Origin of the sequence: Pseudomonas sp. IT-P44 (assembly GCF_949768225.1) — a bacterium.
In the GTDB taxonomy this organism is placed as follows: Bacteria; Pseudomonadota; Gammaproteobacteria; order Pseudomonadales; family Pseudomonadaceae; genus Aquipseudomonas; species Aquipseudomonas migulae.
The window spans coordinates 83,808-107,408 of the sequence record NZ_CATKQM010000014.1; the positions used below are offsets into that span (position 1 = coordinate 83,808).

The following is a 23,601-nucleotide window of genomic DNA, read 5'->3' on the forward strand; positions in this document are numbered from 1 at the left end:
GCGCCCTTCGCGGGCAAGCCTCGCTCCTACAGGTTATGTGTGCGCATAAGACCTGTAGGAGCGAGGCTTGCCCGCGAAGGGGCCAGAAAGATCGAGGCAGAAATCAGGGAAGAGGCGAAAACGGCGTGCGCCCATCGGCGCTTTGCAATTCCATCAGGTACTTGCGGAAGATCTGCCCAAGCACCTGAGTCGCCACTTCAAGCTCTTCACGCGGCATCTTCTCGGCGACTTCATCCGCCGTATCCAGCGCTTCTTCCGCACCATTGACCGCCGCCATTTTCAGCACGATGTACGCCTGAACGTTATTGGCCGGTACACCTTCGCCGTGGAAGAACATGGTGCCGAGTTTGAATTGCGCCTGGGCATGGCCTTGCAGCGAGGCCTTTTCGAAGTAATCCAGGGCTTTTTTCAGATCGCGCGGGGTGTTTTTGCCGTCGTAGTAGAACTCACCCAACTCGTATTGCGCTTGCGCATCCCCTTCATCCGACGCTTTCTGACAGGCGGCGAGCGCCTGTGCCAGGTCTTGCGGCTGGGTATTGAGGGTGCAGCGACCCATCGCTGGGATTAACAACGAGTTGCCGCCTGCTTGTGCGAGCGCGAGCAGGGGCTGAAGGAGCAACAGGCAGCCCATTGCAAGGGCGCGGCCGGTGCGGTTCATGGGAATCGACTTACCTCTGAAGGGCGCGCGGACCCAACGAGGGGATCCAATAAGCGCGCATTATGAAATAAGCAGGGCCAACCTTACAAAGTCTTTACTCGTTTTTCTGCTGCACGGGGAATATATCGTCCACTTTGCGGGGGATTATCGGCAGGTGAGTAGGAAAAGAGGCGGGAATGTAGGTGAAAGCTGACGCTGGCAATCGCCAACGTCAGCGGTACAGCGTTATTTCAATGCAGCGAAAGCGCGCTCGGCGGCATCCAGGGTCAGTTTCAACTCGGCTTCGCCATGGGCGATCGAGGTGAAGCCGGCTTCGAATGCACTTGGCGCCAGGTACACGCCACCTTCGAGCATCAGGTGGAAGAAACGGCCGAACAGCTTCGCGTCGCTGGCCATCACGTCATCGAAGGTGACGATGTCGTCGGCGCCGCTGAAGTACAAGCCGAACATGCCACCGGCCTGGGTGGTCACGAACGGAATGCCGGCGGCGTCGGCGCGCTGTTGCAGGCCATCGAGCAGGCGGCTGGTGTAGTCGCTCAGTTCGGCGTGGAAGCCTGGGCGGCTGATCAGGCGCAAGGTCGTCAGGCCGGCCGCCATTGCCAGCGGGTTACCCGACAAGGTGCCAGCCTGGTACACCGGGCCCAGTGGCGCGATGTGCGACATGATTGCGCGTTTGCCGCCGAAGCAGCCAACCGGCATGCCACCACCGATGATCTTGCCGAACGTGGTCAGGTCTGGCGTAACGCCGTAATGCGCTTGAGCGCCGCCGAGGGCAACGCGGAAACCGGTCATCACTTCGTCGAAAATCAGCACCACGCCGTGCTTGTCGCACAGGGTTCGCAGGCCTTCGAGGAAGCCCGGTGCCGGCGGTACGCAGTTCATGTTGCCGGCCACCGGCTCGACGATGATGCAGGCCACGTCCTGGCCCACTTCAGCGAGCATGGTTTCCACTGCGTCGATGTCGTTGAACGGCAGGGTCAGGGTGTGTTTGGCGAAGGCCGCCGGTACACCGGCCGAGCTCGGCACACCTTGGGTCAGGGCGCCGGAACCTGCTTTAACCAGCAGGCTGTCGGAGTGGCCGTGGTAGCAGCCTTCGAACTTGATGATGCTGTCGCGACCGGTGAAACCACGGGCCAGGCGAATCGCGCTCATGGTCGCTTCGGTGCCGGAGCTGACCATGCGCACCATTTCCATCGATGGCACGATCGAGCAGACCAGGTCGGCCATCTCGGTTTCCATCTCGGTCGGGGCGCCATAGGACAAGCCGTGTTCCAGCTGCTTGCGCACCGCGTCCAGCACGTCCGGATGGCTGTGGCCGAGGATCATCGGCCCCCAGGAACCGACGTAATCCACATAACGCTTGTCGTCTTCGTCGGTGACGTAGGCGCCTTCAGCGTGTTTGAAAAACAGGGGGGTGCCGCCAACGCTCTTGAACGCGCGAACAGGCGAATTCACGCCACCGGGAATGTGTTTCTGGGCATTGGCAAACAGCGTTTCGGAACGAGACATGATGGGGCTCTCAAATCAGATTTTTAGTAATTCGTTGAATGCGCGGGCGCGGCGGGTCACTTCAGCCGTGCTCTCGGCGCCAAACAGGCCGTGGACCACCGCCAGCAGATCGACCCCGTGGGCCACCAGCGGGGCGGCGTTTTCCAGGGTGATGCCGCCGATCGCGCAGATCGGCAGGTGCAATGTGCTGCGGGCCTGGTCGAGCAGTTCGAGGCTGCAAGTCGGTGCGCCGGGTTTGGTACTGGAATTGAAGAAACGGCCGAAGGCGACATAACTGGCGCCTTCTTTGGCCGCTTGTTCGGCGAGTTCGAGTTGCGCGTGACAGGTCGAACCGATGATCGCCTGGCGACCGAGCAACGCACGGGCCGGGGTCAGCGGGCCGTCGGTCTGGCCCAGGTGCACGCCGACGTTCAGGCGTGCGGCCAGTTCGGCATCGTCATTGATGATCAGATGGGTCTTGTAGCGTTCGCACAGATCGCGCAGGGCTTCAGCTTCACGCAGACGGCGGGCCTCGTCGCTGCTCTTGTCGCGGTATTGCAGCAGGGTGACGCCGCCTTCCAGCGCCGCCTCCACGTACGAAAGAAATTTACCGGCCAGTAACTGGCTGTCGGTAATGGCGTACAGGCCACGTAGTTTCATCGGGCAAGCCTCATGGCGTTACGAACAGAAATCCAGTGGCAGGCGGCGCGGCACGAACTGGCCTTTGCCCAACTGCTCGGCATCGCGCAGGGTGCGCCACGTGTAGTTAAGCGCGCTCTGCACGGCACTGATGAGGTTTTCACCCTGGGCCAGACGACCGGCGAGGGCGCTCGCCAATGTGCAACCGGAACCGTGGTAACTGCCGGGCAAGCGCTGGCAGGTATAGGTTTCGCGCAGACCGTCGCGGCTGTACAGGCGATTGTGTATCTCGTGTTCATCACCGTGGCCGCCGGTGATCAGCAGGTGTTTGACGAACGGCAGGAGTTTTTCAGCGCACTCGTCGGCGGTGCCTTCTGGCAGTTCAGCGAGGATGCGGGCTTCGGGAAGGTTAGGGGTGGCGATGATAGCCAGGGGCAGCAGGCGTTCGCGCATGGCGTAGCCGACTTCGTCCTTGCCCAGTCGTCCGCCGCCGCCGGCGCGCAGCACCGGGTCGCAGACCATCGGCAAATGCGGGTGCGCCTGAAGCAGTTCGACGACGGTGTCGACCATTTCCAGGGAACCGAGCATGCCCAGCTTGACGGCGGCGACTTCGGAGTCGTTGAGCACGGCGTTGGCCTGAGCCAGCACCCACTCACGGTCGAGGACGCGGAAATCCGTGACGTTGACCGTGTCTTGCACGGTCAGGGCGGTGACGGCCGGAGCCGCATGACATCCCTGGGCAAGCAGGGCTTCGATATCTGCCTGCAAGCCGGCGCCACCACTTGGGTCGTGGCCGGAGAGACAGAGGACAACGGGGCGAGAGCTGTAGATATTCATGGTGCGCGAGCTTACCACCAAACATCGATTTTCGGGTGCAGTGCCCGCCAGGTCTGCCGATAGAGTGTCATGGGCAGGAAATGCAGTCGTCCGGGATTGTCACAATCTGACCGAGCAAACAGCTCTGGCTCTATATTCTTCTCTGGAACACCCGTTCTAGAGCCTTTCCAAGAAAAATTTCAATGGTGTTCAATGGCCATCAACGGCTATGCTAGAGTGGATCCAAACCAATAACAGGTAATGCCGGTTTTACGTCTACTCAAAAGGAATGAGGGGCTTCCTGAGATAACCGGACAGGCCACGCTGGGGCTTAAATGCGCTATTTGCTGATGTTGCTGTTTTGCTTGCCCCTCATGGCAAGCGCAGTCGAGTTTGATGAGTTCACTCAAAGCCTGCCCTTGGGCCGAACCCTGCAAGTGTTCGAAGACGCCGATGGTCAGGCGAGTATTGCCGATATCCGCGCGCAAGCCGCTGCCGGACACTTCAAGCCCCATGACAAGGCCACGCTCAACGCCGGTTACTCGCGTTCGGTGTTCTGGCTGAAAATCGACCTGCATTACCGCCCGACCAATCCCGCTGCACAGCGGACGTGGCTGCTGGAACTGGCCTATCCGCCCCTCGATCACCTTGATCTGTATTTGCCTGATGCCGGCGGTAGCTATCAATTGGCCCGTCAGACCGGCGACGCCTTGCCGTTCAGCAGTCGCGAGATTCGCCAGAACAACTACCTGTTCGATCTGAACTTTACGCCCGACCAAGCGCAAACCGTGTACTTGCGCCTGCAAAGCGAAGGGTCGATCCAGGCGCCGGTCACGTTGTGGTCGAGCACTGCGTTCCTCGAAGAACAGCCGGTGCGGCTTTATGTGTTGGGCCTGATTTACGGCGTGTTGCTGGGGATGCTGGTCTACAACCTGTTCATCTACCTCAGCGTGCGCGACACCAGCTACCTCTATTACATTTTTTATATTGCCTCGTTCGGCCTGTATCAGCTGTCGGTGAATGGCGCGGCCGTAGAGTATTTCTGGCCAGACAACCCGTGGTGGGCCAACGCCGCGACGCCGTTCTTCATTGGTTGCGCAGGGCTGTTCGGCAGCCAGTTTGCGCGCAGCTTCCTGCAAACGGCGACCCTCAGCCGCTGGCTCGATCGCTTGCTGCTGGCGTTGATTGCGTTCAGTGCGGTAGTCGTCGGGTTGTCATTGATGACCAGTTACGCCCTGGCCCTGCGCCTGGCGACGACGCTGGCCCTGTCGTTCACCGTGGTGATTTTCGCCGCAGGGTTTTTCGCCTGGTGGCGCGGCTTGCGGGTGGCGCGCTATTTCATCATCGCCTGGTCGGCGTTTTTGCTCGGCGGCATCATCAATACGATGATGGTGCTGGGTTACCTGCCGAACGTATTCCTGACCATGTATTCCAGCCAGATCGGTTCGGCCATCGAGGTGGCGCTGCTGTCCCTGGCCCTGGCCGACCGCATCAACGCCATGCGCGAGCAACAGGCGCAAACCTTGTTCGATGCAGGGCAGAAGCTTGAAGTGCTCAACCAGCAACTGGCGCACAGTAACAAGCTCAAGGATGAATTCCTCGCCACGCTGACCCACGAATTGCGCACCCCCATGAACGGCGTGATCGGTTCGCTGGAATTGATGCAAACCGTCGAGATGGACCCGGAGCTGGAGCAATACCAGCAAACGGCCGCCGGTTCGGCGCGCGACATGATGCGCATGGTCAACGGCATTCTTACCCTGACCGAATTGCAGGCCGGCAAGCTCAAGGCTTCGGCGTCCACCTTCAGTTTGCGCAGCGTGGTCGATACCTTGCGCGTGCAGTTCGAAGGCAACGCGTCGGGCAAGTCGCTGGACTTCAAGGTCGAGGTGACACCGGGCCTGCCGGACCGCTTGTACGGCGATAACGTCAAGTTGGCGCAATGCCTGGAATGCCTGCTGGATAACGCGATCAAGTTCACGCGAGTGGGCGGGGTGGCGCTGCGGGTCTCGGGTAAAAACGCGGAGCCCGGCAAGCTGGCATTGTCCTTTGCGGTGATCGACACCGGCATCGGTTTCACCGATCTGGGCGAGGCGACGCTGTATCAGCGGTTCTTCCAGCTCGACGGCTCGATGACCCGTGAATATGGCGGCCTCGGTGTCGGCCTGGCGATCTGTCGACAACTGGTCGACCTGCTCGGCGGGAACCTCACGCACCGCTCCGAGCCTGGTCGCGGCAGCCGCTTCCAGCTTGACGTCGAGTTTGAATTGCCGGTGGTCGAGCGCGTGACAACGCCATTGATGACCCGGGAATTCCCGCGCCTGCGCTTGCCTCAGGACTGCACGGTGCTGCTGGTGGACGACAACAGCATCAATCAATTGGTGATGCGCGGCATGTTGCTCAAGCTCGGGTTTCGGGTCCGTACGGCGGACAACGGGGTGGCCGCACTGGAAGTCCTGCAGCGTGAAACCTTCGACGCTGTACTCCTCGATTGTCAGCTACCGCCCCTCGACGGGGAGTCTGTCTGCTGCCAGATCCGGGACTTGCCGGGGTGTGCCGAATTGCCGGTGTTCATGATTGCCTTGAGTGCTGATCGGGAGCGCTGCCCAACCGGTGCACTGATCGATTACTTGAGCAAACCGGTGAAATTCGAAGACTTGCAGGCCGCGTTGTATCGACGCGTGCTTTGTCCAAAACAAGGCGAAAGCGCCGACAGTTAGGCGGATATGCCACTTTGTTCGGCCTCGGGGCAGTGCTTAACTGAACTCCTTGGCTGACCAAAGGAGCCCCGTCATGAACCTGCATCAGTTCGCCGAAACCCACGAAGTCACCAACCAGCCGCCGTCGCTGGACGGCGCCAACCTGTATCGCATCGACCTGCCTTTGCAGGAGTGGTCGCGGCGTTTCGGGGCCGGTTGGGCCGAGTCGCGGATCGACGCTTACGGCGCGCTGGCCGGCGGGCCGCTGATGGACGCGGGGTTCCTGGCCAACCAGAACAAACCGGTGTTCAGCAGCCACGACCGCTACGGTCATCGCATCGATCTGGTGGAATTTCACCCGGCGTATCACGAGCTGATGCGCACGGCTATCGAGCACGGGTTGACCTCGCTGCCCTGGGCGCATCCACAGGACGGCGCCCATGTCGCCCGCGCTTCCATGACCTACCTGCACAGCCAGGCCGAAGCCGGCAGCGGTTGCCCGCTGACCATGACCTTCGCCAGTGTGCCGGCGATGCGCTTGCAACCCGATCTCGCCCGGCAGTGGCTGCCGAAAATCCTCGCCACCGAATACGATCCGCGCAATGTCGGCATGGCCCATAAGGCCGGTGTCACCATTGGCATGGCGATGACCGAGAAACAGGGCGGCACCGATGTGCGGGCCAACACCACCAAGGCGTATCCGGTGGGTGCCAGCGGGCCGGGCCAGGCCTACGAACTGGTGGGCCACAAATGGTTCTGTTCTGCGCCGATGTGCGATGCCTTCCTCACGCTGGCCCAGACCGACAAAGGTTTGACCTGCTTCCTGTTGCCACGCCATCGCCCGGACGACACACGCAATCAGTTCTACATCCAGCGCCTGAAAAACAAACTCGGCAATTGCTCCAACGCCTCCAGCGAAGTCGAGTTTCGCGGTGCGCTGGCGTGGATGGTCGGCGAAGAGGGGCGCGGCGTTCCGACCATCATCGAAATGGTTGCCATGACCCGCTTCGATTGCATGGTCGGTTCCAGCGCCTTGATGCGTCAGGCGCTGACCCAGGCCAGTCATCACTGCGCTCATCGCAGCGTCGGCGGCAAGCTGCTCAGCGAACAACCGTTGATGCAGAACGTCCTCGCCGATCTGGCCTTGGAGAGCGAAGCCGCGTTGGCGTTGAGCCTGCGCATGGGCAAGGCGCTGGATCATCTGGATGACGGGCACGAAGCCAAATTCGCCAGGCTGGTGACCGCCGTGGGCAAGTACTGGATCTGCAAGCGCGCGCCCGCGATGATCAACGAAGCTGCCGAATGCATGGGCGGTGCCGGGTATGTCGAAGACAGCATCCTGCCGCGCTTGTACCGCGAGGCACCGGTCAATTCGACGTGGGAAGGTTCCGGCAACGTGCAATGCCTGGATGTGTTGCGGGCGCTGTCGAAAGAGCCGGGCGTGCTGGATGTGTTGTTCAGCGAGTTGGGCGATGGTCACGGCGACAAGCGGCTGGCCGCGCACATCAGCCAATTGCAGGCGGCGTTCAAGGACACCAGCGACATTCAGTATCGTGCGCGGCAGCTCACCGAAGACATCGCGTTGGGGCTGCAAGCCAAACTGTTGCTGGAGGCCGGCAATTCGGCGGTCAGCGATGCGTTCATCGCCAGCCGTCTTGGCGACGCCGGTCGCGTATACGGTGCGTTGCCGCGTGGGCTGGATGTCGAAGCGATCGTCGCCCGCTCGACCCCATTACTGTAAACACCGCAGAATCCCCTGTGGGAGCGGGCTTGCTCGCGAAGAGGCCGTGTCAGTCGATAGAGATGTCGACTGACACACCGCCTTCGCGAGCAAGCCCGCTCCCACATTGGTCCTGCGGTGGACTTGGCATTTGTGTAGCCACCACTGTTCCCGTGAAGCGACGATGCAGGCAAGATGAAGGTCTGCAAGTCAGAACACAGGATGCTGATCGTGACCGAAGCTTTTATTATCGTTCAAACCGCCGAGCAAGCCGTGGACCGGCTTGCTCACTTGCACAATCGCGCAACCACCGCACTGAGTCAGGCGCTCAAGCGTTACCTCAAGGATCGGGTTGAACCGGACGCCGAACAGCGTGCGATGTTTCGTTATCCTGAACTGCGTCTGACCTACCACTGCCAGGGCGAAGTCCCGCAAACCACCCGCGCCTACGCCAAGGTGCAGTTGCCGGGGACCTACAGCGTCACCGTCACCCATCCGGCGGCTTTCCGTAAATACTTGCTGGAACAGCTCGTACCGTTGATGCACGACTTCACCGTGACCGTGGAAGTCGGCATCAGCCAGCAGAACATTCCTTATCCGTATGTGGTCGAGCAGGGCGATGAACTGGCCGGCTCCGGCGTCACCGCAGCCGTGCTGGCGCGAGTGTTCCCGAGTACCGATCTGTCCGCCGCCACCGATGGCATCGCTGACGGTTTGTACGATTGGGAAAACACCGACCCGCTGCCGCTGGCCCTGTTCGATGCCGCGCGAGTGGATTTTTCCCTGCGCCGCCTCGTGCATTACACCGGCAGCGACTGGCGCCATGTGCAGCCGTGGATTCTGCTGACCAACTACCACCGCTACGTTGACCAGTTCATTGTTCATGGCCTCGAGCAGTTGCGCAGCGATCCGCGTTTCGTGCGCATGGTGCTGCCGGGCAACGTGATCATCGAAAAGAGTATGGATCACGGCGAAGCGTCGGCGATTGCGGCCGGCGTGGTCTGGCATCGCTATCAAATGCCGGCCTATCACCTGATCGCCAGCGACGGCCACGGCGTGACCCTGGTGAACATCGGCGTCGGCCCGTCCAACGCCAAGAACATCACCGACCATTTGGCGGTATTGCGTCCGCATTGCTGGCTGATGATCGGTCACTGCGGCGGTCTGCGTCAGTCGCAGACCATTGGCGATTACGTGTTGGCTCACGCCTACATGCGCCGCGACGGGATTCTCGATCGGGTCGTGCCGCCGAACATTCCGATTCCGGCCCTGGCCGAAGTGCAGATGGCGTTGCAGCAAGCGGCGGCCAACATTACTGGCGAAAAGGGCGACGAGCTGAAGAAACGCCTGCGCACCGGCACCGTGCTGACTTACGACGACCGTAACTGGGAATTGCGCTGGGCCCAGGAACGTCCGTTGATCAACCTGTCCCGCGCCGTGGCGGTGGACATGGAAAGCGGCACCATCGCCGCGCAAGGTTATCGCTTGCGGGTGCCGTACGGCACATTGCTTTGCGTCTCGGACAAACCGCTGCACAGCGAAATCAAGCTGCCGGGTTCGGCCAACGCCTTTTACGAGCGCGCGGTGAGCCAGCACTTGAAGATCGGTATCGAGGCGGTGGACTTGTTGCGCACCGAACTCAACTCATTGCACTCGCGCAAACTGCGCAGCTTCGACGAGCCGCCGTTCCGCTGATTGAGAGTTGTCATGGTCATTTGGCGGTCAGGGCACTAGCATTAGCAGCCCTGACCGCTAGATGTTCCTTTGCTCATGTCCCGTCCCCAACGTCCCGTGTCCCGCCGCCCTGGCGCGAACACCCCGTCATCAGCCCCGCGCCGTGTCGCCAAAGCGCCGCCGGCCGAGCCGAAGCTGATCCTGTTCAACAAACCGTTCGATGTGCTGACGCAATTCAGCGACGGCGAAGGGCGGGCGACGCTCAAGGATTTCATCGAGATTCCCGGAATCTATCCGGCGGGCCGTCTGGATCGTGACAGCGAAGGGTTGCTGCTGCTGACCAACGACGGCCAGCTCCAGGCGCGGATTGCCGACCCCAAGCACAAACTGGCCAAGACGTATTGGGTGCAAGTGGAAGGTGAGCCGAGTGCCGAGCAGTTGCAGCGTTTGCGTGATGGCGTCGAGCTGAATGACGGCATGACCTTGCCCGCGCAAGCGCGGCAACTGGATGAGCCGCAACTGTGGCCCCGCAACCCGCCGGTGCGCTTTCGCAAAAGCGTGCCGACCAGTTGGCTGGAACTGGTGATTCGCGAGGGGCGTAACCGTCAGGTCCGGCGCATGACCGCAGCGGTCGGCTTGCCGACGTTGCGGCTGGTGCGGGTCAGGATCGGCGACTGGTCGATCGAAGGGCTCGATCAGGGCCAGTGGAAAGAAGTGCCGGCGCGCTTATAACGTGCCGGATTCGATCAGGCCGATCACCACGCTTTTGATCACGAACGCGGCCACACCGAGGCCGAGCACGAAGAACAGGATGAACGAACCGAAGCGCCCGGCCTTGGATTTCTTTGCCAGATCCCAGACGATGAAACCCATGAAAATGATCAGAATGCTGACCAGTCCGGTCATCATCCACTCTTCGAATACTGCAGGATCCATCGGACATCTCCAGCGAGGGCGGGGCTAAAAGGCGCTGGAGTATACGGCATGGGGGATTGGCGCGGCATTGACCTGCGGCAGCGTGTCGCAGCTATTCGTCGCCTGTTCCGGCCCCTTCGCGGGCAAGCCTCGCTCCTACAAAGGCTCGCGCAAAACCTGTAGGAGCGAGGCTAGCCCGCGAAGGCGTCGTCAGCTGCGCAGATGAGTCAGCGGTAACTCAGTGCTGTTGAGCACCTGATTCAACACAAAACTCGACCGCACACTCGTCACCCCTTCAATCCTTGTCAGGTGCCCCAGCAGCAATTTCTGATAGTGATCCATGTCCGGCACCACCACCTTGAGCTGATAGTCCGCATCCATCCCCGTCACCAGGCTGCATTCAAGCACCTGCGGCAAAGTGCGAATCGCCGCTTCGAAATTCTCGAATCGCTCCGGTGTATGCCGGTCCATGCCGATCAGCACGTAAGCAGTCAGGCTCAGGCCAAGCATTTTGCGATCCAGCAGGGCCACCTGGCGGGTGATGTAGCCGTCGTCTTCCAGTTGCTTGACCCGGCGCGAGCACGGTGAAGGTGACAGGCCGATGCGTTCGGCCAGCTCCTGGTTGGAGATGCGCGCGTCGCGCTGCAATTCCGCCAAAATGCTCAGGTCGTATCGGTCGAGTTTGCTCATCAATCAGGCCTTTGTCATATCGATTGCGGCAGATTATCTATCCAGGGTTAAAAATTGCGCAAGTCATGTTTATTTGAGCAATCTTCGCAATCCTCTGCCGGCGCCCCAGGCCTATTCTTATCACCAGAATCACTGCTCGGACAAACAGTCCACAGCGACTCGCCCAATCAGGCCAGTCGCGGCCGCCACCCCCACCGGGGATGTGCCGGCCCCCGAGCTACACACTGTCCAGAAGACGGCGTGAGGTGAGCCGACGTCATAAGCGTCGAGCACGGACGAAGTTCTCAAAGGGAGGCCGACGGGTCTCCCTTTTCTTTTGCCCGCAATTTTTCACCCGCCCTCAATAAATAAGTTGCGCGACTGATAACCTGTTGCAGAACCGGCCTGTGCTTTCCCAGTCTTACGTACAGGCCCTAACCCGCAGTGAGGAAAAGCATGAAGTCGCGCATCTGGCGTTTGGCCGGTGTTGGTTTGCTGTGTGTCAGTGTCACTGCGCAATCGCTGGCCGATGAGCCGCAGAACCGGGGTCCCGACAACGGACAGCGTGGGGACGGTCATCAGGGCAACAATCAGGGCCGTGGTGGCAACAATCAGCCGCGTCCGCAAAACAACGACATCATTCGTGGCGACAACAGTCGTCAGTTCGAGAACAACGGCCAGTCGCGCAATGGCGGGCAGTGGCAAAACAATCAGCCGCGAGACAACCCGCCGCGCGACTTCAACAGCCCCGTGCGGCCGCCACCGCCGCCGCCGCAATTGCCGGCCAACGACTTGCCGATCCAGGGCCGGCCCGACACCGTGCGCCAGACCCAGCAGCCGCAACGTGGTTACTATCAGGACATCCCGCGAAACAATGGTTACAACCAGCAATGGCAGACCGGCGGGCCGGGTTCACGTCCCGACGATCATCATTGGGCCGGTCGCCCGAATGGCCACGGTAACGGTTGGGGGCCAGGCCCGCAGTACCGTCCCGGGCATGTGATCGACCGCTTCCCGGACCGCGACTACCGCGTGCCGTATCGTGGGCAGGATTATTTCTTCTCCGGCGGCTACTGGTATCGCCCGCTCGGCCCGCGTTATGTCGTGGTGCAGCCGCCGCGCGGGATTCGCGTCAGCTACCTGCCTGATTACGCCCGTGAAGTGTGGATCGGCGGCGCGCTGTTGTTCCTGGCGGCGGGCTCGTACTACGCCTATCAGGAAAGCACTCAGGATTACGTGGTGGTCGAGCCGCCCGTGCAACCACAACCGACCGGCAATGGCTATGACGTGGTGGCGTATCCCGCCAACGGGCAGTCGCCGCAGCAGGTCAATCAGGACGGCTACGAGTGTTATCAATACGCAGTGCAGCAGAGTGGCTTCGATCCGCGCACGGCCACCTACCAGCCGGATCCGTCGGTGGTGCAAGCCTACCGCCAGGCCCAGGGCAACTGCCTGAGCAGTCGCGGGTATCAGGTGAGTTTCTGATTTGCCCTGGCGGCCTTCACGACTTCCTGCGGGTCGGCGTGCACCAGCACCTCGGCTCGCGGGTACACCGCGTGAATTGCATCGGCCGCCTGATCGCTGATGCCGTGGGCGACTGACAGGGTCAGCTCCCCCGGCAATTCCAGGTGCAATTGCACGAACCACTGGTTGCCGGAAACCCGTGTGCGCAGGTCATGCGCGCCCAGCACCCCCGGTACGCTGCAGGCCAGTTCGAGCATGTGTTGGCTGACGTCTGGCGGCAGCTCCTCGTCCATCAGCACCTTAAAACTTTCCCGGGCGATTTGAATGGCGCTCCAGAAGATGTAAGCGGCGATCCCCAATCCAAACCACGCGTCCATTTGATGCCAGCCAAACCCGGCCAGCACCAGCGCAACCAGAATGCTGCCATTGAGCAGCAAGTCCGAACGGTAATGCAGGGAATCGGCGCGCACCGCATTGGAGCCGGTGGCCTTGACGACCCGATGCTGCAACATCAGCAGGGCCAACGTCAGCGCCAGGGAAAACACGATCACGCCGATGCTGATCCACGGCGCACCCACCGGTTCCGGATGCTTGAGCCGATCAAACGCCTGCAACGCAATCAGCACCGCACTGCCGCCAATGAACAACGCCTGCGCCATGCCCGCCAGCGATTCGGCCTTGCCGTGCCCGTAACGGTGATCTTCATCGGCGGGGCGCAGGGCGTAATGCACTGCCAGCAGGTTGAGCAGCGAGGCGATACCGTCGAGGGCCGAGTCGGTCAACCCGGCGAGCATGCTCACCGAACCGCTCAACCACCACGCGATGGCTTTGGCGACGATCAACGTGCACGCCACCGCCACCGAGGCACGGGTCGCCAGCCGCAGCAGGCGGGCGTGTTCGGAGCTGGAAATCATAAGTGCGGCTATTCCTTTATGTGCACGGATTACGCGGCAGGTTGCAGGCCGAGCAAGGCCAGTTGCTGAGTGCTGCCCTTGTGTTGAATCAAACGTGGGTCGTCCAGCGGGAAGCTGCGGCCCAGTTCGGTTTCAAGAATAGTCTGCAATTTGTGGGTATCGACCTTGCCGTCAGCACCGATCGCTTCCTTGAGTTTTTCCGGCGCCACCTGCGCGGTCTCGCCCGGTGCGTAGTAGATCGCGCCGGTGGCGAAGTCCACGGCAAACGCGATCAGGCCGGGGATGATGTAGAACAGCAGGCCCACGGCATCCAGCGCGGCGATGGCCGGGTCAATCTTGCCTTCGATCTGCCCGCGGCGATCAGGGTAGAAGATCGATCCGCAAGCGGTTACCTGGGTCAGCAAGGTGGCAACCAATACACCGCCAATCAGGCGAAAGGGAACACGCATATGAAATCTCCTGGGTAATTTCAAAACGAAAGGGCGTCTCTATGAATTAGGACCCTGATAAACGCCGAGCAGTTCGCCGTTATACTCGGCCCTCTGTTTGGGAGCCAGCATGATTTCTTTGCCGATTGATGAAGTTTTACCCGCCCTGCGTGAAGCCTTGGCGACACGCCACGAAGCCGTGCTCGAAGCACCGCCCGGCGCCGGTAAAACCACCCGTGTTCCATTGGCCCTGCTCAACGAGCCGTGGCTGGCCGGGCAGACCATTCTGATGCTTGAACCGCGTCGGTTGGCTGCACGTGCGGCGGCTGAGCGCTTGGCCAGTGAGCTGGGCGAGAAGGTCGGTGAAACCGTCGGCTATCGCATTCGGCTGGACAGCAAAGTCGGGCCCCGGACGCGGATTGAAGTGGTCACCGAAGGCATTCTCACCCGGCGCTTGCAGGATGATCCGGCGCTGGAAGGCGTGGGCTTGCTGATCTTCGACGAATTTCATGAACGCAGTCTTGATGCCGATCTGGCCTTGGCCCTCAGCCTGAATGGCCGGGAACTGTTCCGCGATGATCAACCACTGAAAATTCTTTTGATGTCGGCCACCCTTGAAGGCGAACGCCTGGCCGGGTTGCTCGATGACGCGCCGATCCTGCGCAGTGAAGGGCGCATGTACCCGGTGGCGATGCGCTGGGGCCGACCGTTCCAGCCCGGTGAGTTCATCGAACCGCGCCTGGTGCAAACCATCCTCGAAGCCTTGAACGATGAAACCGGCAGCCTCCTGGTGTTCCTGCCGGGGCAAGCGGAAATCCGCCGGGTGCATCAACAACTGGCCGATGCGTTGGGCGAGAACACCCAGGTGTTGCTCTGCCCGTTGCACGGTGAACTGGACCTCGCCGCGCAACGCGCCGCGATTGATCCGGCCCCGGCGGGCAAGCGCAAAGTGGTGCTGGCGACCAACATCGCCGAAACCAGCCTGACCATCGACGGCGTGCGTGTGGTGATCGATGCCGGGTTGGCACGAGTGCCGCGTTTCGATCCAGGCAGCGGCATGACTCGCCTCGACACGCAGCGCATCTCCCGCGCCAGCGCCACGCAACGTGCGGGGCGGGCAGGGCGGCTGGAGCCGGGCGTGTGTTATCGCTTGTGGTCGCAGGATCAACACGAGCAACTGGCGGCGTATGCCAGTGCGGAAATTCTTTCGGCGGACCTTGCCGGTCTGGCTTTGCAGCTCGGTCGCTGGGGCGTGACACCGACGCAACTAGTGTGGCTCGACGTGCCGCCCGCCGCCGCGTATGCCCAGGCTCAGGACTTGCTTGATCGCCTTGGCGCACTGGATGGCGAAGCGCTGACCCGCCACGGTCAGGCCATGGCCGAACTGCCGGCGCATCCGCGTATCGCTCATTTGCTGCTGCGCGGTCAGGCGCTGGGCTTGGCGGACATGGCGTGCGATGTCGCGGCGTTGCTCGGCGAGCGGGATATCTTGCGCGGTGCCGGCGCCGATCTGCACAGTCGACTGGTGCTGTTGTCCGGCGAAGAGCGTGCCGCACGCGGTGCTCAGGGCGGTGTTCAGCGAGCGCGGCAACTGGCGCGTCAATACCGTGGTTATCTGCGTGGCAAGGCGTCGGAACCGGTCAGCGATCCGGAGCATCCGCGCTGGCTCGGCGCACTGTTGGCGCTGGCCTATCCCGACCGTGTGGCGCAGCAACGTCGAGCGGGTGGCGCGGAATATCGCCTGGCCAACGGCCGTGCCGCGTTGTTCGCCGAAGCCGACAGCTTGATGAAACAACCGTGGCTGGTAATCGCCGATCTCGGCAGCCGTCAGGGGCAGCGTGAGGAACGGATTTATCTGGCGGCGGATTTCGATCCGGCGTTGTTCGATTCGGTGCTCGCCGAACAGGTACGCGTGGTCGATCAGCTGGATTGGGACGAGCGTGAAGGCGTGTTGCGCGCCGAGCGTCAGCGCAAGGTTGGCGAGTTGATCCTCAGCCGTGAACCGTTGACCGGGCTCGATGAAACAGCGCGCAGTCAGGCGTTGGTGAATCTGGTGCGGCGCAAGGGGCTGGAGTTGTTGCCGTGGACGCCGGAGTTGCGTCAGTGGCAGGCGCGGGTGGCTTTGTTGCGGCAGTTGGACATTGCCGGCAAGGGCGAGAGTGAGTGGCCGGATGTCAGTGATGCTGCGCTGCTCAAAAGCCTTGAACACTGGTTGATGCCGTACCTGGGGAAGGTTTCGCGACTCAGTCATTTTGCCAATCTGGATCTCACAAGCATTGTTCATAACCTATTGCCGTGGCCGCTGCCGCAACGGCTCGATGAGCTGGCGCCGCATCATTTGAGCGTGCCTTCAGGGTCGTCGATTCGTCTGGATTACAGCGAGCAGCCGCCGATTCTGGCGGTGCGGTTGCAGGAGTTGTTCGGTTTGGCCGAAACCCCGCGCATCGCTGGCGGGCGGCAGGTGGTGAAGTTGCATCTGTTGTCCCCGGCGCGGCGGCCGGTGCAGGTGACACAGGACCTGGCGAACTTCTGGCGCAGTACGTACGCCGAGGTGAAAAAGGATCTGAAGGGGCGGTATCCGAAGCATTACTGGCCGGATGATCCGCTGGTGGCGGAGGCGACGGCGCGGGCGAAGCCGAGAAAATCCTGACGTCGTATCAGGTCGGGGTTCTAAGCTGCGGCAGTCAAACACCACAAATCTAGTGTGGCACTCCCTTGGATATGGGAAATGCCGCCCAACTTTGGCCCCGCGCCATCGATGGGCTTACCGTATCATCAGTTTGGCTGAAAACTTCAATTACGATTGCGCGGTGACGGGTAAAGTCGCCGAACCGAATGATTTCCTCACTCTTCCTTGAGGACGTGCGGGCCAGCTACCGGTACCTTTACTTCGTGCAAATTGCATCCGTTTTGATAGGGTCTCTCCATATTGCCTTGGAGTTCAGGTCCACCGTTGCCAACTACATGAATGGACGAGCTATGCCAGTTTCCGTCCATAGGGATTTTATATTGAGTCTGAGATACGGCGCCGGGGGCGTTTACAGTCAAATTGGCTGACGCTTCGGAATGATTTGGATACTCCGTTAGGTGAACCCTTGTGACTTTCACATTGAGTTTGCCGGTAGTGTCGCGCCATTCGTCGACCTCCGCGGTGATGGCTTGATTTAGATGTGAAAAATCGCAGCTATATACATGTTTATCTACGTCAGGAGAAGGGTCGCCTGGATTAGTCTTCGTTGTTTTCACAGTTTCTTTAATGGGCGTCTGTGCCGCGGCTTGTTGATATACGCTTAACAATGCAGCGCAGGCGAACATGATGAAGGGTAGAGGCTTTGTAACGATTGTGAACATGGAGTTCTCCACTTACTGAAGATTATGTTAATCAGGCGTCCGCACGAGTCTGGTGCGAGAAATTCCGGGCAAATAAATGCTGCGAACGGTCTTTAAAGTCGTTAAGGGTTTTGTTGCTTTTTAATGCGGATTGTCTTTTGCACTACTTATATTTCTCATGAGGTAAGTTGGAAAAATTAAACTTGGCGTTAGTTGATTGTCACCGAAAATTTCAAGGCGGCGCACTGTGATAATTGACAGTTTTTTATAACTAATCGGAATTTAATCGATAACGAATCAACACCTTTGGCATTCTAAACATGCCGCGTCGATACGGCTTTTTGGGACCGGGATGTTCATTCGCACTGCTAGAAACTTTGTATGAAACCACAGGGTTGATGCCGTATCTGGGCAAGGTTGCGCGGCTGAGTCATTTTGCCAACCGGTGCAAGTGACGCAGGATCTGGCGAACTTCTGGCGCAGTACGTATGCCGAGGTGAAGAAGGATTGAAGGGGCGGTATCCGAAGCATTATTGGCCGGATGACCCGTTGGTAGCCGAAGCGACCGCACGAATCAAACCCCGCAAGTAATATGCACACCCCGACACTGTAGGAGCTGGCTTGCTGGCGATAGCGGTGGGTCAGTCAATGATTTATTGGTTGGACGGACGCCATCGCCAGCAAGCCGGCTCCTACAGGGTTGGGTTCACCCCAATTCCTCAAACATCCACGCACCTTGTAGGAGCCGGCAAGCCGGGCTCCTACAAGGTCGGGTGTGATCTTTCGGCCTTGGCGGTGAGTTGTTCGCGGCAGTAATCGGCAAACAGCTGCGCCGGTTTGGTCAACTGCCCGCGCTTCAGCCACGCCGCCACCAGCCCTGAGCCGGTGATGTCTTCGACGATGTCCACGCACACCACTTTCTGCCCGTCGTAGGTGCACTCCGAGTGCGGGCGGGTGACCAGGATCGAGAAGCCGAACCCTTGGCCGACCATGCCCCGGACCATCTCGATCGACGGTGAGCTGAACGCAATGTTCGGCGACAGGCCCAGTTCTTCGAACAGGCTGACGAAGTAGGTCCGGCTCGGTTGCACGTCCAGCAGAATCATCGGCTCCAGGCACAGATCGCGCAGGGACACTTGCTTGAGTTGAGCAAAGCGATGATCCGCCGGCAGCAAGGCATAAGGCCGCTGCGCCGGCATCAAGGGTTCGGTTTCGATGGTGGCGTCGAGGTCGTGTTCATAGAGGATCGCCAGGTCGAAGGTGCCCGAGGTCAGGCCTTGCACCAACTCCTGCTGCTCGCCGTCGCGGATGCGGATTTTCACGCCGGGATACAGCGCCGAGAACCCGGCAATCAATTGCGGCAGGTACAGCGGCGCGACGGTTTCGAAGCAGCCGATGTCGATTTGTCCGGCCACCACGTCGTTGTCGGCCAGGGCGTTCTGTTCGAACTCCTTGGCCATGCGCAACAGTTCCTGGGCCTTGCGGTAGAAGCGTGCGCCGCTGGGCGTCAGGGACACGCCTTGTGCGTGATGACGGATCAGCAATTGCACGCCGAAGCTGTCTTCCAGGCCTTTGATCGCCGTGGAAATGGCCGGCTGGGCGATGTACAGCTTGCGCGACGCCTCGGCAACGCTGCCGCATTCGACGGTGGTGATGAAGTACTTCAATTGACGCAGGTTGTAGGCAGCCACGGCAAACCTCGGGGTGGATGGACTCGACATCCAGCAATTTTTGCGCCGACTGCGTCCGTTCTGACGACGGTGTTGTTGTGCCTGAACAATAACCACATACCGCACGACCGGGGAGATGGGCTGCCCAGTTTTTTCATGGTCTGCGAAGACATTTTTACTATTTTTCCTCGACACGGGCCTGGGCCACCATCCAATTCACAAGAAAAGCCCATGGAGCATCTGAACGTGTTCGAGCTTACCTACTGGCAAAACAAGGCCGCTGCGCTGGCGTTTCCCGACCAGGCCCTGATTGATGGCAAACCCCGTTCGGCGCAGTCGGGGCAAACCTTCGCCGCGATCAACCCGGCCACCGGCCAGCGCCTGGCCAACGTGACAGCGTGCGGTGATGAAGAAGTGAATGCCGCCGTCAAAAATGCGCGGCAGGTGTTCGAGGCCGGCACCTGGTCGGCGCGTTCGCCAAACGAGCGCAAGCAAGTGCTGCTGCGCCTGGCCGATCTGATCATGACCCACCGCGAAGAACTGGCGCTGCTGGATTCGCTGAACATGGGCAAGCCAGTGATGGACGCCTACAACATCGACGTGCCGGGCGCGGCCGGGGTTTTTCGCTGGTACGCCGAAAGCCTCGACAAGCTCTACGACCAGATCGCACCGAGCGCGCAGAACGTACTGGCGACGATCACCCGCGAAGCGCTGGGCGTGGTTGCCGCCGTGGTGCCGTGGAATTTCCCGCTGGACATGGCTGCATGGAAACTCGCGCCCGCGCTGGCGGCAGGCAATTCGGTGATCCTCAAACCCGCCGAGCAATCACCGTTTTCTGCCCTGCGTCTGGCCGAGTTGGCGCTTGAAGCCGGCTTGCCAGCAGGCGTGCTCAACGTGCTGCCGGGCCTCGGCGAGCAGACCGGCAAAGCCCTCGGTTTGCACCCGGACGTCGATTGCCTGGTGTTCACTGGCTCCACCGAAGTCGGCAAGTTTTTCATGCAGTATTCCGCGCAATCGAACCTGAAACAGGTGTGGCTGGAGTGCGGCGGCAAGAGCGCCAACCTGGTGTTCGCCGATTGTCAGGACCTGGATCTGGCGGCCGAAAAAGCCGCGTTCGGCATCTTCTTCAATCAGGGCGAAGTGTGCTCGGCCAACTCGCGGTTGCTGGTGCAGCGTTCGATCCATGACGAGTTCGTCGAGCGCCTCAAGGCGCAGGCCGAACGCTGGCTGCCGGGCGATCCGCTGGACCCGTCGAGCAGCGCCGGGGCGATTGTCGACAGCCGTCAGACCGCGCGCATCATGAAGTTCATCGAGCAAGCCCAGCGCCAGGGTGCGACCAAGGTGTGCGGTGGTCGGCAGTCGATTTTCAACGGCTCCGACAACTTCATCCAGCCGACGATTTTCACTAACGTGACCCCGGACATGCCGCTGTTTCGCGACGAGGTGTTCGGCCCGGTGCTGGCGATCACGGCGTTCGATGACGAGGCACACGCCTTGCAACTGGCCAACGACAGCGTCTACGGCCTGGCCGCTTCGCTGTGGACCGACGACCTCAATCGCGCCCACCGCGTGGCGCGGCAATTGCGCGCCGGCACGGTGTCGGTGAACAGCGTCGATGCACTCGACGTGACGGTGCCGTTCGGCGGCGGCAAGCAGTCCGGTTTCGGCCGTGACCTGTCGCTGCACTCATTCGATAAATACACCCAGTTGAAGACCACCTGGTTTCAACTGCGCTAATAACAAAACGGAGAACTGGCGATGACCACACCACGTGAAACCCGCGACTACCAGGCCGCCGACGCTGCGCACCACATCCACGCATTCGTCGATCAGAAAGCGCTCAACGATGAAGGACCACGGGTGATGGTCCGTGGCGAGCGCCTGCACCTGTGGGATAACGATGGTCGGCGCTACCTCGACGGCATGTCCGGGCTGTGGTGCACCAACCTCGGTTACGGCCGCAAGGATCTGGCGGCGGCAGCGGCTCGGCAGCTTGAGCAACTGCCGTACTACAACATGTTTTTCCACACCACTCACCCGCAGGTGATCGAGCTTTCGGAGCTGCTGTTCAGTCTGCTGCCGGGGCACTACAGCCACGCGATCTACACCAACTCCGGCTCCGAAGCGAACGAGGTGCTGATCCGCACCGTGCGCCGTTACTGGGCCATCCTCGGCAAGCCCGAGAAGAAAGTCATGATCGGTCGCTGGAACGGTTACCACGGTTCGACACTGGCGGCGACGGCGCTCGGTGGCATGAAGTTCATGCACGAAATGGGCGGCATGCTGCCGGACATCGAGCACATCGACGAGCCGTACTTCTTCGCCCACGAAGGCAATCTGACCCCGGCTGAATTCGGCCTGCGGGCGGCGCAGCAACTGGAAGCGAAGATTCTCGAACTGGGCGCGGACAAGGTCGCCGGGTTTATCGCCGAGCCGTTCCAGGGCGCGGGCGGGATGATCTTCCCGCCGGAAAGCTACTGGCCGGAAATTCAGCGGATTTGCCGCAAGTACAACGTGCTGTTGTGCGCCGACGAAGTGATCGGCGGCTTCGGTCGCACTGGCGAATGGTTCGCCCATGAGCACTTCGGTTTCGAGCCGGACACGCTGTCGATTGCCAAGGGGCTGACCTCCGGCTACATCCCCATGGGCGGGCTGATCCTGTCGAAGAAAATGGCGCAAGTGTTGGTGGAGCAGGGCGGCGTGTTTGCCCACGGCCTGACCTATTCCGGACACCCGGTGGCGGCAGCGGTGGCCATCGCCAACCTCAAGGCGTTGCGCGATGAGGGGGTGGTGACGAGGGTCAAGGATGACATCGGGCCGTACCTGCAACAGTGCTTGCGAGAGGTGTTCGGCAATCACCCGTTGGTGGGGGATATCCAGGGTGTCGGGATGGTGGCGGCGTTGCAGTTGGCCGAAGACAAAACCAGTCGCAAGCGCTTTGCCAACGAGAACGATATTGCCTGGCGTTGCCGCACGATTGGGTTCGAGGAGGGGGTGATTATTCGTTCGACGCTGGGGCGGATGATCATGGCGCCGGCGTTGATTGCCAGTCGGGAAGAGGTTGATGAGTTGGTTGGCAAGACGCTGAAAGCGGTTGATCGTACGGCGCAGGAATACGGCCGGCTTTAAAATTGCCGGAAGGTCCTGCGGACCTTTTCGCGGGCAAGCCTCGCTCCTACAGGTTTATTGTCGGCCTCGGATTTTAGGCCTGACACATAACCCGTAGGAGCGAGGCTTGCCCGCGAAAGCTTTTGCCGATTCACCCCACCTCTCACCTTTTGCACAAAGCCCGTGCACCCCCGCCAACCCCGCCCTTTTACCGCGCACGCTACCCAGTTTTTTCATCACTCCCACCGACATATTTCCTAATTTTCCTTCTCCCCACCTTGGTCCAACATCGACCTCGCCAGTCAGCCGAACACTGCCCACCAAAAGGTCCATCAGAGACCACAAGTGGCAGCGCTTCTCCAGGGCTGCTGGCCGTACTGCCCATGACAAAACTAAATCAACAGCTTTGGGAGTGCTCCATGATCAAGTCCTTGCTAACCCGCGTCGCTCATCCACTGGCGATCACCGCCATCGCCGCCACGGTCGCCACCAGCGCCCAGGCCGGCACCCTGTCCATCGGCCATACCACATGGGTCGGTTACGGCACGCTCTACCTCGCCCAGGACCTGGGCTACTTCAAGGAAGGCGGTTTGACCGTCGAGTTGCCTGTCGTCGAAGAGGCTTCGATGTACATGGCCGCGCAAGCCTCGGGCGAATTGTCCGGCTCGGCGTCGACCATCGACGAAGTACTGAAATACCGTCCGCAATTCTGCTTCAAGGCCGTAGCCGCACTCGATGACAGCCATGGTGGCGACGGTGTTCTGGTGGGCAAGGACATCAAGAGCCTGCAGGAGCTGAAAGGCAAAGCCGTGGCGGTGAACGAAGGCTCGACTTCGCAATTCTGGCTGTCGTACCTGCTGAAAAAACACGGCATGAGCATGAGCGACATCACCGTGCAGAACATGACGGCTGACGACGCCGCCACCGCGTTCATCGCCGGTCGTGTGCCTGCCGCCGTGACCTGGGAACCGCACCTGTCGATGGTGCGTGACAAGAAGCAAGGCAAAGTCTTGATCGACAGCAGCAGCACGCCTGGCGTGATTGTCGATGTGGTCGCGCTCAACTGCACGGTCATCGAGAAACAGCCGGAAGACGTCAAGGCGTTGGTCGCCGGTCTGTACAAAGCGGTGCAGTACACCAAGGACCATCCGCAGGAAGCCTACAAAATCATGGCCAAGGGTGTTGGCGGCTACCTCGCCGATCCGAAGGAACTGGCCGCTGCCGCGCAAGGCGTACGCTTCTACGATCAGGCCATGAGCGAAAAACTCCTGGGCTCTCCGGGCAAGCCGGGTGACAGCGAACCGTTGATCAAACTGGCCAACGAAACCGCCAGTGAATTGCAGGGCAAACCCTACAACGTCAGCAATGACGACCTGATCGACAACCGTTTCGTCAGCCCGCTGTAGGAG

At 60.7% G+C, this 23,601-nt stretch carries 19 protein-coding genes and 1 pseudogene; 10 read left to right on the forward strand and 10 right to left on the reverse strand.

Annotation, left to right across the window (positions count from 1 at the left end; all coding sequences use genetic code 11):
- Positions 1-103: 103 nt before the first annotated feature.
- The 4 genes from ACM6IO_RS09370 to ACM6IO_RS09385 form a co-directional block, all read right to left on the reverse strand.
- Positions 104-658: a tetratricopeptide repeat protein gene (locus ACM6IO_RS09370; protein ID WP_008035122.1), complete on the reverse strand. Its 555-nt coding sequence runs from the start codon at positions 656-658 to the stop codon at positions 104-106.
- Positions 659-883: 225 nt separating this feature from the next.
- Positions 884-2,167 carry a glutamate-1-semialdehyde 2,1-aminomutase gene (hemL, locus tag ACM6IO_RS09375; RefSeq protein ID WP_008035126.1) on the reverse strand — a complete coding sequence of 428 codons (1,284 nt, stop codon included), beginning with the start codon at positions 2,165-2,167 and terminating at the stop codon, positions 884-886.
- 15 nt (positions 2,168-2,182) lie between these two features.
- Positions 2,183-2,806, reverse strand: coding sequence for a thiamine phosphate synthase (thiE, locus tag ACM6IO_RS09380; protein ID WP_008044565.1), 624 nt, complete (start codon positions 2,804-2,806; stop codon positions 2,183-2,185).
- A gap of 18 nt (positions 2,807-2,824) precedes the next feature.
- On the reverse strand, positions 2,825-3,622 hold the full coding sequence (locus ACM6IO_RS09385) for a hydroxymethylpyrimidine/phosphomethylpyrimidine kinase (RefSeq protein ID WP_008044566.1): 798 nt from the start codon (positions 3,620-3,622) through the stop codon (positions 2,825-2,827).
- Between the two features lie 314 nt (positions 3,623-3,936).
- On the opposite strand from ACM6IO_RS09385, the gene ACM6IO_RS09390 reads away from it, so the two are divergent.
- The 4 genes from ACM6IO_RS09390 (at position 3,937) to ACM6IO_RS09405 (ending at position 10,426) form a co-directional block, all read left to right on the forward strand.
- The gene (locus ACM6IO_RS09390) at positions 3,937-6,321 is read left to right on the forward strand and encodes a hybrid sensor histidine kinase/response regulator (protein ID WP_223434722.1); all 2,385 of its coding nucleotides are present in this window, start codon (positions 3,937-3,939) and stop codon (positions 6,319-6,321) included.
- A 73-nt stretch (positions 6,322-6,394) separates the two neighbouring features.
- Positions 6,395-8,041, forward strand: coding sequence for an acyl-CoA dehydrogenase family protein (locus tag ACM6IO_RS09395; protein ID WP_414911330.1), 1,647 nt, complete (start codon positions 6,395-6,397; stop codon positions 8,039-8,041).
- Between the two features lie 174 nt (positions 8,042-8,215).
- The gene (gene amn, locus ACM6IO_RS09400) at positions 8,216-9,715 is read left to right on the forward strand and encodes an AMP nucleosidase (protein WP_414911331.1); all 1,500 of its coding nucleotides are present in this window, start codon (positions 8,216-8,218) and stop codon (positions 9,713-9,715) included.
- Positions 9,716-9,790: 75 nt separating this feature from the next.
- Positions 9,791-10,426 carry a pseudouridine synthase gene (locus ACM6IO_RS09405; protein WP_008035145.1) on the forward strand — a complete coding sequence of 212 codons (636 nt, stop codon included), beginning with the start codon at positions 9,791-9,793 and terminating at the stop codon, positions 10,424-10,426.
- Here the strand turns inward: ACM6IO_RS09405 and ACM6IO_RS09410 are convergent.
- A complete protein-coding gene (locus ACM6IO_RS09410; RefSeq protein WP_007937369.1) occupies positions 10,421-10,630 on the reverse strand; it encodes a DUF2788 domain-containing protein in 210 nt (69 codons plus the stop codon). The genes ACM6IO_RS09405 and ACM6IO_RS09410 overlap by 6 nt on opposite strands.
- A 189-nt stretch (positions 10,631-10,819) precedes the next feature.
- Positions 10,820-11,299 (reverse strand): Lrp/AsnC family transcriptional regulator, encoded by a 480-nt coding sequence (locus ACM6IO_RS09415; protein ID WP_007894448.1) that lies wholly within the window; start codon positions 11,297-11,299, stop codon positions 10,820-10,822.
- Between the two features lie 435 nt (positions 11,300-11,734).
- Here ACM6IO_RS09415 and ACM6IO_RS09420 point away from each other — a divergent pair, with 435 nt between their 5' ends.
- A complete protein-coding gene (locus ACM6IO_RS09420; RefSeq protein ID WP_008044572.1) occupies positions 11,735-12,763 on the forward strand; it encodes a DUF6515 family protein in 1,029 nt (342 codons plus the stop codon).
- On the opposite strand, the gene ACM6IO_RS09425 is transcribed toward ACM6IO_RS09420, so the two are convergent.
- Together ACM6IO_RS09425 and ACM6IO_RS09430 are read right to left on the reverse strand one after the other, a co-directional pair.
- On the reverse strand, positions 12,748-13,656 hold the full coding sequence (locus ACM6IO_RS09425; protein WP_414911332.1) for a cation diffusion facilitator family transporter: 909 nt from the start codon (positions 13,654-13,656) through the stop codon (positions 12,748-12,750). The two genes, ACM6IO_RS09420 and ACM6IO_RS09425, sit on opposite strands and share 16 nt — an antisense overlap.
- A gap of 29 nt (positions 13,657-13,685) precedes the next feature.
- On the reverse strand, positions 13,686-14,105 hold the full coding sequence (locus ACM6IO_RS09430; protein ID WP_008035153.1) for a hypothetical protein: 420 nt from the start codon (positions 14,103-14,105) through the stop codon (positions 13,686-13,688).
- Between the two features lie 109 nt (positions 14,106-14,214).
- Between ACM6IO_RS09430 and hrpB the strand changes: the two genes are divergently transcribed.
- Complete coding sequence (hrpB, locus tag ACM6IO_RS09435; protein ID WP_192228043.1) at positions 14,215-16,734, forward strand: ATP-dependent helicase HrpB; 2,520 nt, start codon at positions 14,215-14,217, stop codon at positions 16,732-16,734.
- A 194-nt stretch (positions 16,735-16,928) separates the two neighbouring features.
- Here the strand turns inward: hrpB and ACM6IO_RS09440 are convergent, their stop codons facing one another.
- The gene (locus tag ACM6IO_RS09440; protein ID WP_414911333.1) at positions 16,929-17,435 is read right to left on the reverse strand and encodes a hypothetical protein; all 507 of its coding nucleotides are present in this window, start codon (positions 17,433-17,435) and stop codon (positions 16,929-16,931) included.
- 418 nt (positions 17,436-17,853) lie between these two features.
- On the opposite strand from ACM6IO_RS09440, the pseudogene ACM6IO_RS09445 reads away from it, so the two are divergent.
- Positions 17,854-18,005: pseudogene (locus ACM6IO_RS09445) on the forward strand (ATP-dependent helicase C-terminal domain-containing protein); the annotation flags it as partial.
- A gap of 170 nt (positions 18,006-18,175) precedes the next feature.
- On the opposite strand, the gene ACM6IO_RS09450 reads toward ACM6IO_RS09445, so the two are convergent.
- A complete protein-coding gene (locus ACM6IO_RS09450; RefSeq protein WP_008031766.1) occupies positions 18,176-19,105 on the reverse strand; it encodes a LysR substrate-binding domain-containing protein in 930 nt (309 codons plus the stop codon).
- A 225-nt stretch (positions 19,106-19,330) separates the two neighbouring features.
- On the opposite strand from ACM6IO_RS09450, the gene ACM6IO_RS09455 reads away from it, so the two are divergent.
- The 3 genes from ACM6IO_RS09455 to ACM6IO_RS09465 all read left to right on the forward strand — a co-directional run bounded on the left by ACM6IO_RS09455 (position 19,331) and on the right by ACM6IO_RS09465 (position 23,598).
- On the forward strand, positions 19,331-20,821 hold the full coding sequence (locus ACM6IO_RS09455; protein WP_414911340.1) for an aldehyde dehydrogenase: 1,491 nt from the start codon (positions 19,331-19,333) through the stop codon (positions 20,819-20,821).
- Positions 20,822-20,842: 21 nt separating this feature from the next.
- On the forward strand, positions 20,843-22,213 hold the full coding sequence (locus ACM6IO_RS09460; protein ID WP_414911334.1) for an aspartate aminotransferase family protein: 1,371 nt from the start codon (positions 20,843-20,845) through the stop codon (positions 22,211-22,213).
- Positions 22,214-22,611: 398 nt separating this feature from the next.
- Entirely contained in the window at positions 22,612-23,598 is a 987-nt protein-coding gene (locus tag ACM6IO_RS09465) for an ABC transporter substrate-binding protein (protein ID WP_280162278.1), read from the forward strand.
- Positions 23,599-23,601 lie beyond the last annotated feature (3 nt).

Coding starts and splice junctions, on each gene's coding strand:
- ACM6IO_RS09370 (WP_008035122.1), bottom strand. CDS start 658: ATGAACCGCACCGGCCGCGCCCTTGCAATGGGCTGCCTGTTGCTCCTT.
- hemL (WP_008035126.1), bottom strand. CDS start 2,167: ATGTCTCGTTCCGAAACGCTGTTTGCCAATGCCCAGAAACACATTCCC.
- thiE (WP_008044565.1), bottom strand. CDS start 2,806: ATGAAACTACGTGGCCTGTACGCCATTACCGACAGCCAGTTACTGGCC.
- ACM6IO_RS09385 (WP_008044566.1), bottom strand. CDS start 3,622: ATGAATATCTACAGCTCTCGCCCCGTTGTCCTCTGTCTCTCCGGCCAC.
- ACM6IO_RS09390 (WP_223434722.1), top strand. CDS start 3,937: ATGCGCTATTTGCTGATGTTGCTGTTTTGCTTGCCCCTCATGGCAAGC.
- ACM6IO_RS09395 (WP_414911330.1), top strand. CDS start 6,395: ATGAACCTGCATCAGTTCGCCGAAACCCACGAAGTCACCAACCAGCCG.
- amn (WP_414911331.1), top strand. CDS start 8,216: ATGAAGGTCTGCAAGTCAGAACACAGGATGCTGATCGTGACCGAAGCT.
- ACM6IO_RS09405 (WP_008035145.1), top strand. CDS start 9,791: ATGTCCCGTCCCCAACGTCCCGTGTCCCGCCGCCCTGGCGCGAACACC.
- ACM6IO_RS09410 (WP_007937369.1), bottom strand. CDS start 10,630: ATGGATCCTGCAGTATTCGAAGAGTGGATGATGACCGGACTGGTCAGC.
- ACM6IO_RS09415 (WP_007894448.1), bottom strand. CDS start 11,299: ATGAGCAAACTCGACCGATACGACCTGAGCATTTTGGCGGAATTGCAG.
- ACM6IO_RS09420 (WP_008044572.1), top strand. CDS start 11,735: ATGAAGTCGCGCATCTGGCGTTTGGCCGGTGTTGGTTTGCTGTGTGTC.
- ACM6IO_RS09425 (WP_414911332.1), bottom strand. CDS start 13,656: ATGATTTCCAGCTCCGAACACGCCCGCCTGCTGCGGCTGGCGACCCGT.
- ACM6IO_RS09430 (WP_008035153.1), bottom strand. CDS start 14,105: ATGCGTGTTCCCTTTCGCCTGATTGGCGGTGTATTGGTTGCCACCTTG.
- hrpB (WP_192228043.1), top strand. CDS start 14,215: ATGATTTCTTTGCCGATTGATGAAGTTTTACCCGCCCTGCGTGAAGCC.
- ACM6IO_RS09440 (WP_414911333.1), bottom strand. CDS start 17,435: ATGTTCACAATCGTTACAAAGCCTCTACCCTTCATCATGTTCGCCTGC.
- ACM6IO_RS09460 (WP_414911334.1), top strand. CDS start 20,843: ATGACCACACCACGTGAAACCCGCGACTACCAGGCCGCCGACGCTGCG.
- ACM6IO_RS09465 (WP_280162278.1), top strand. CDS start 22,612: ATGATCAAGTCCTTGCTAACCCGCGTCGCTCATCCACTGGCGATCACC.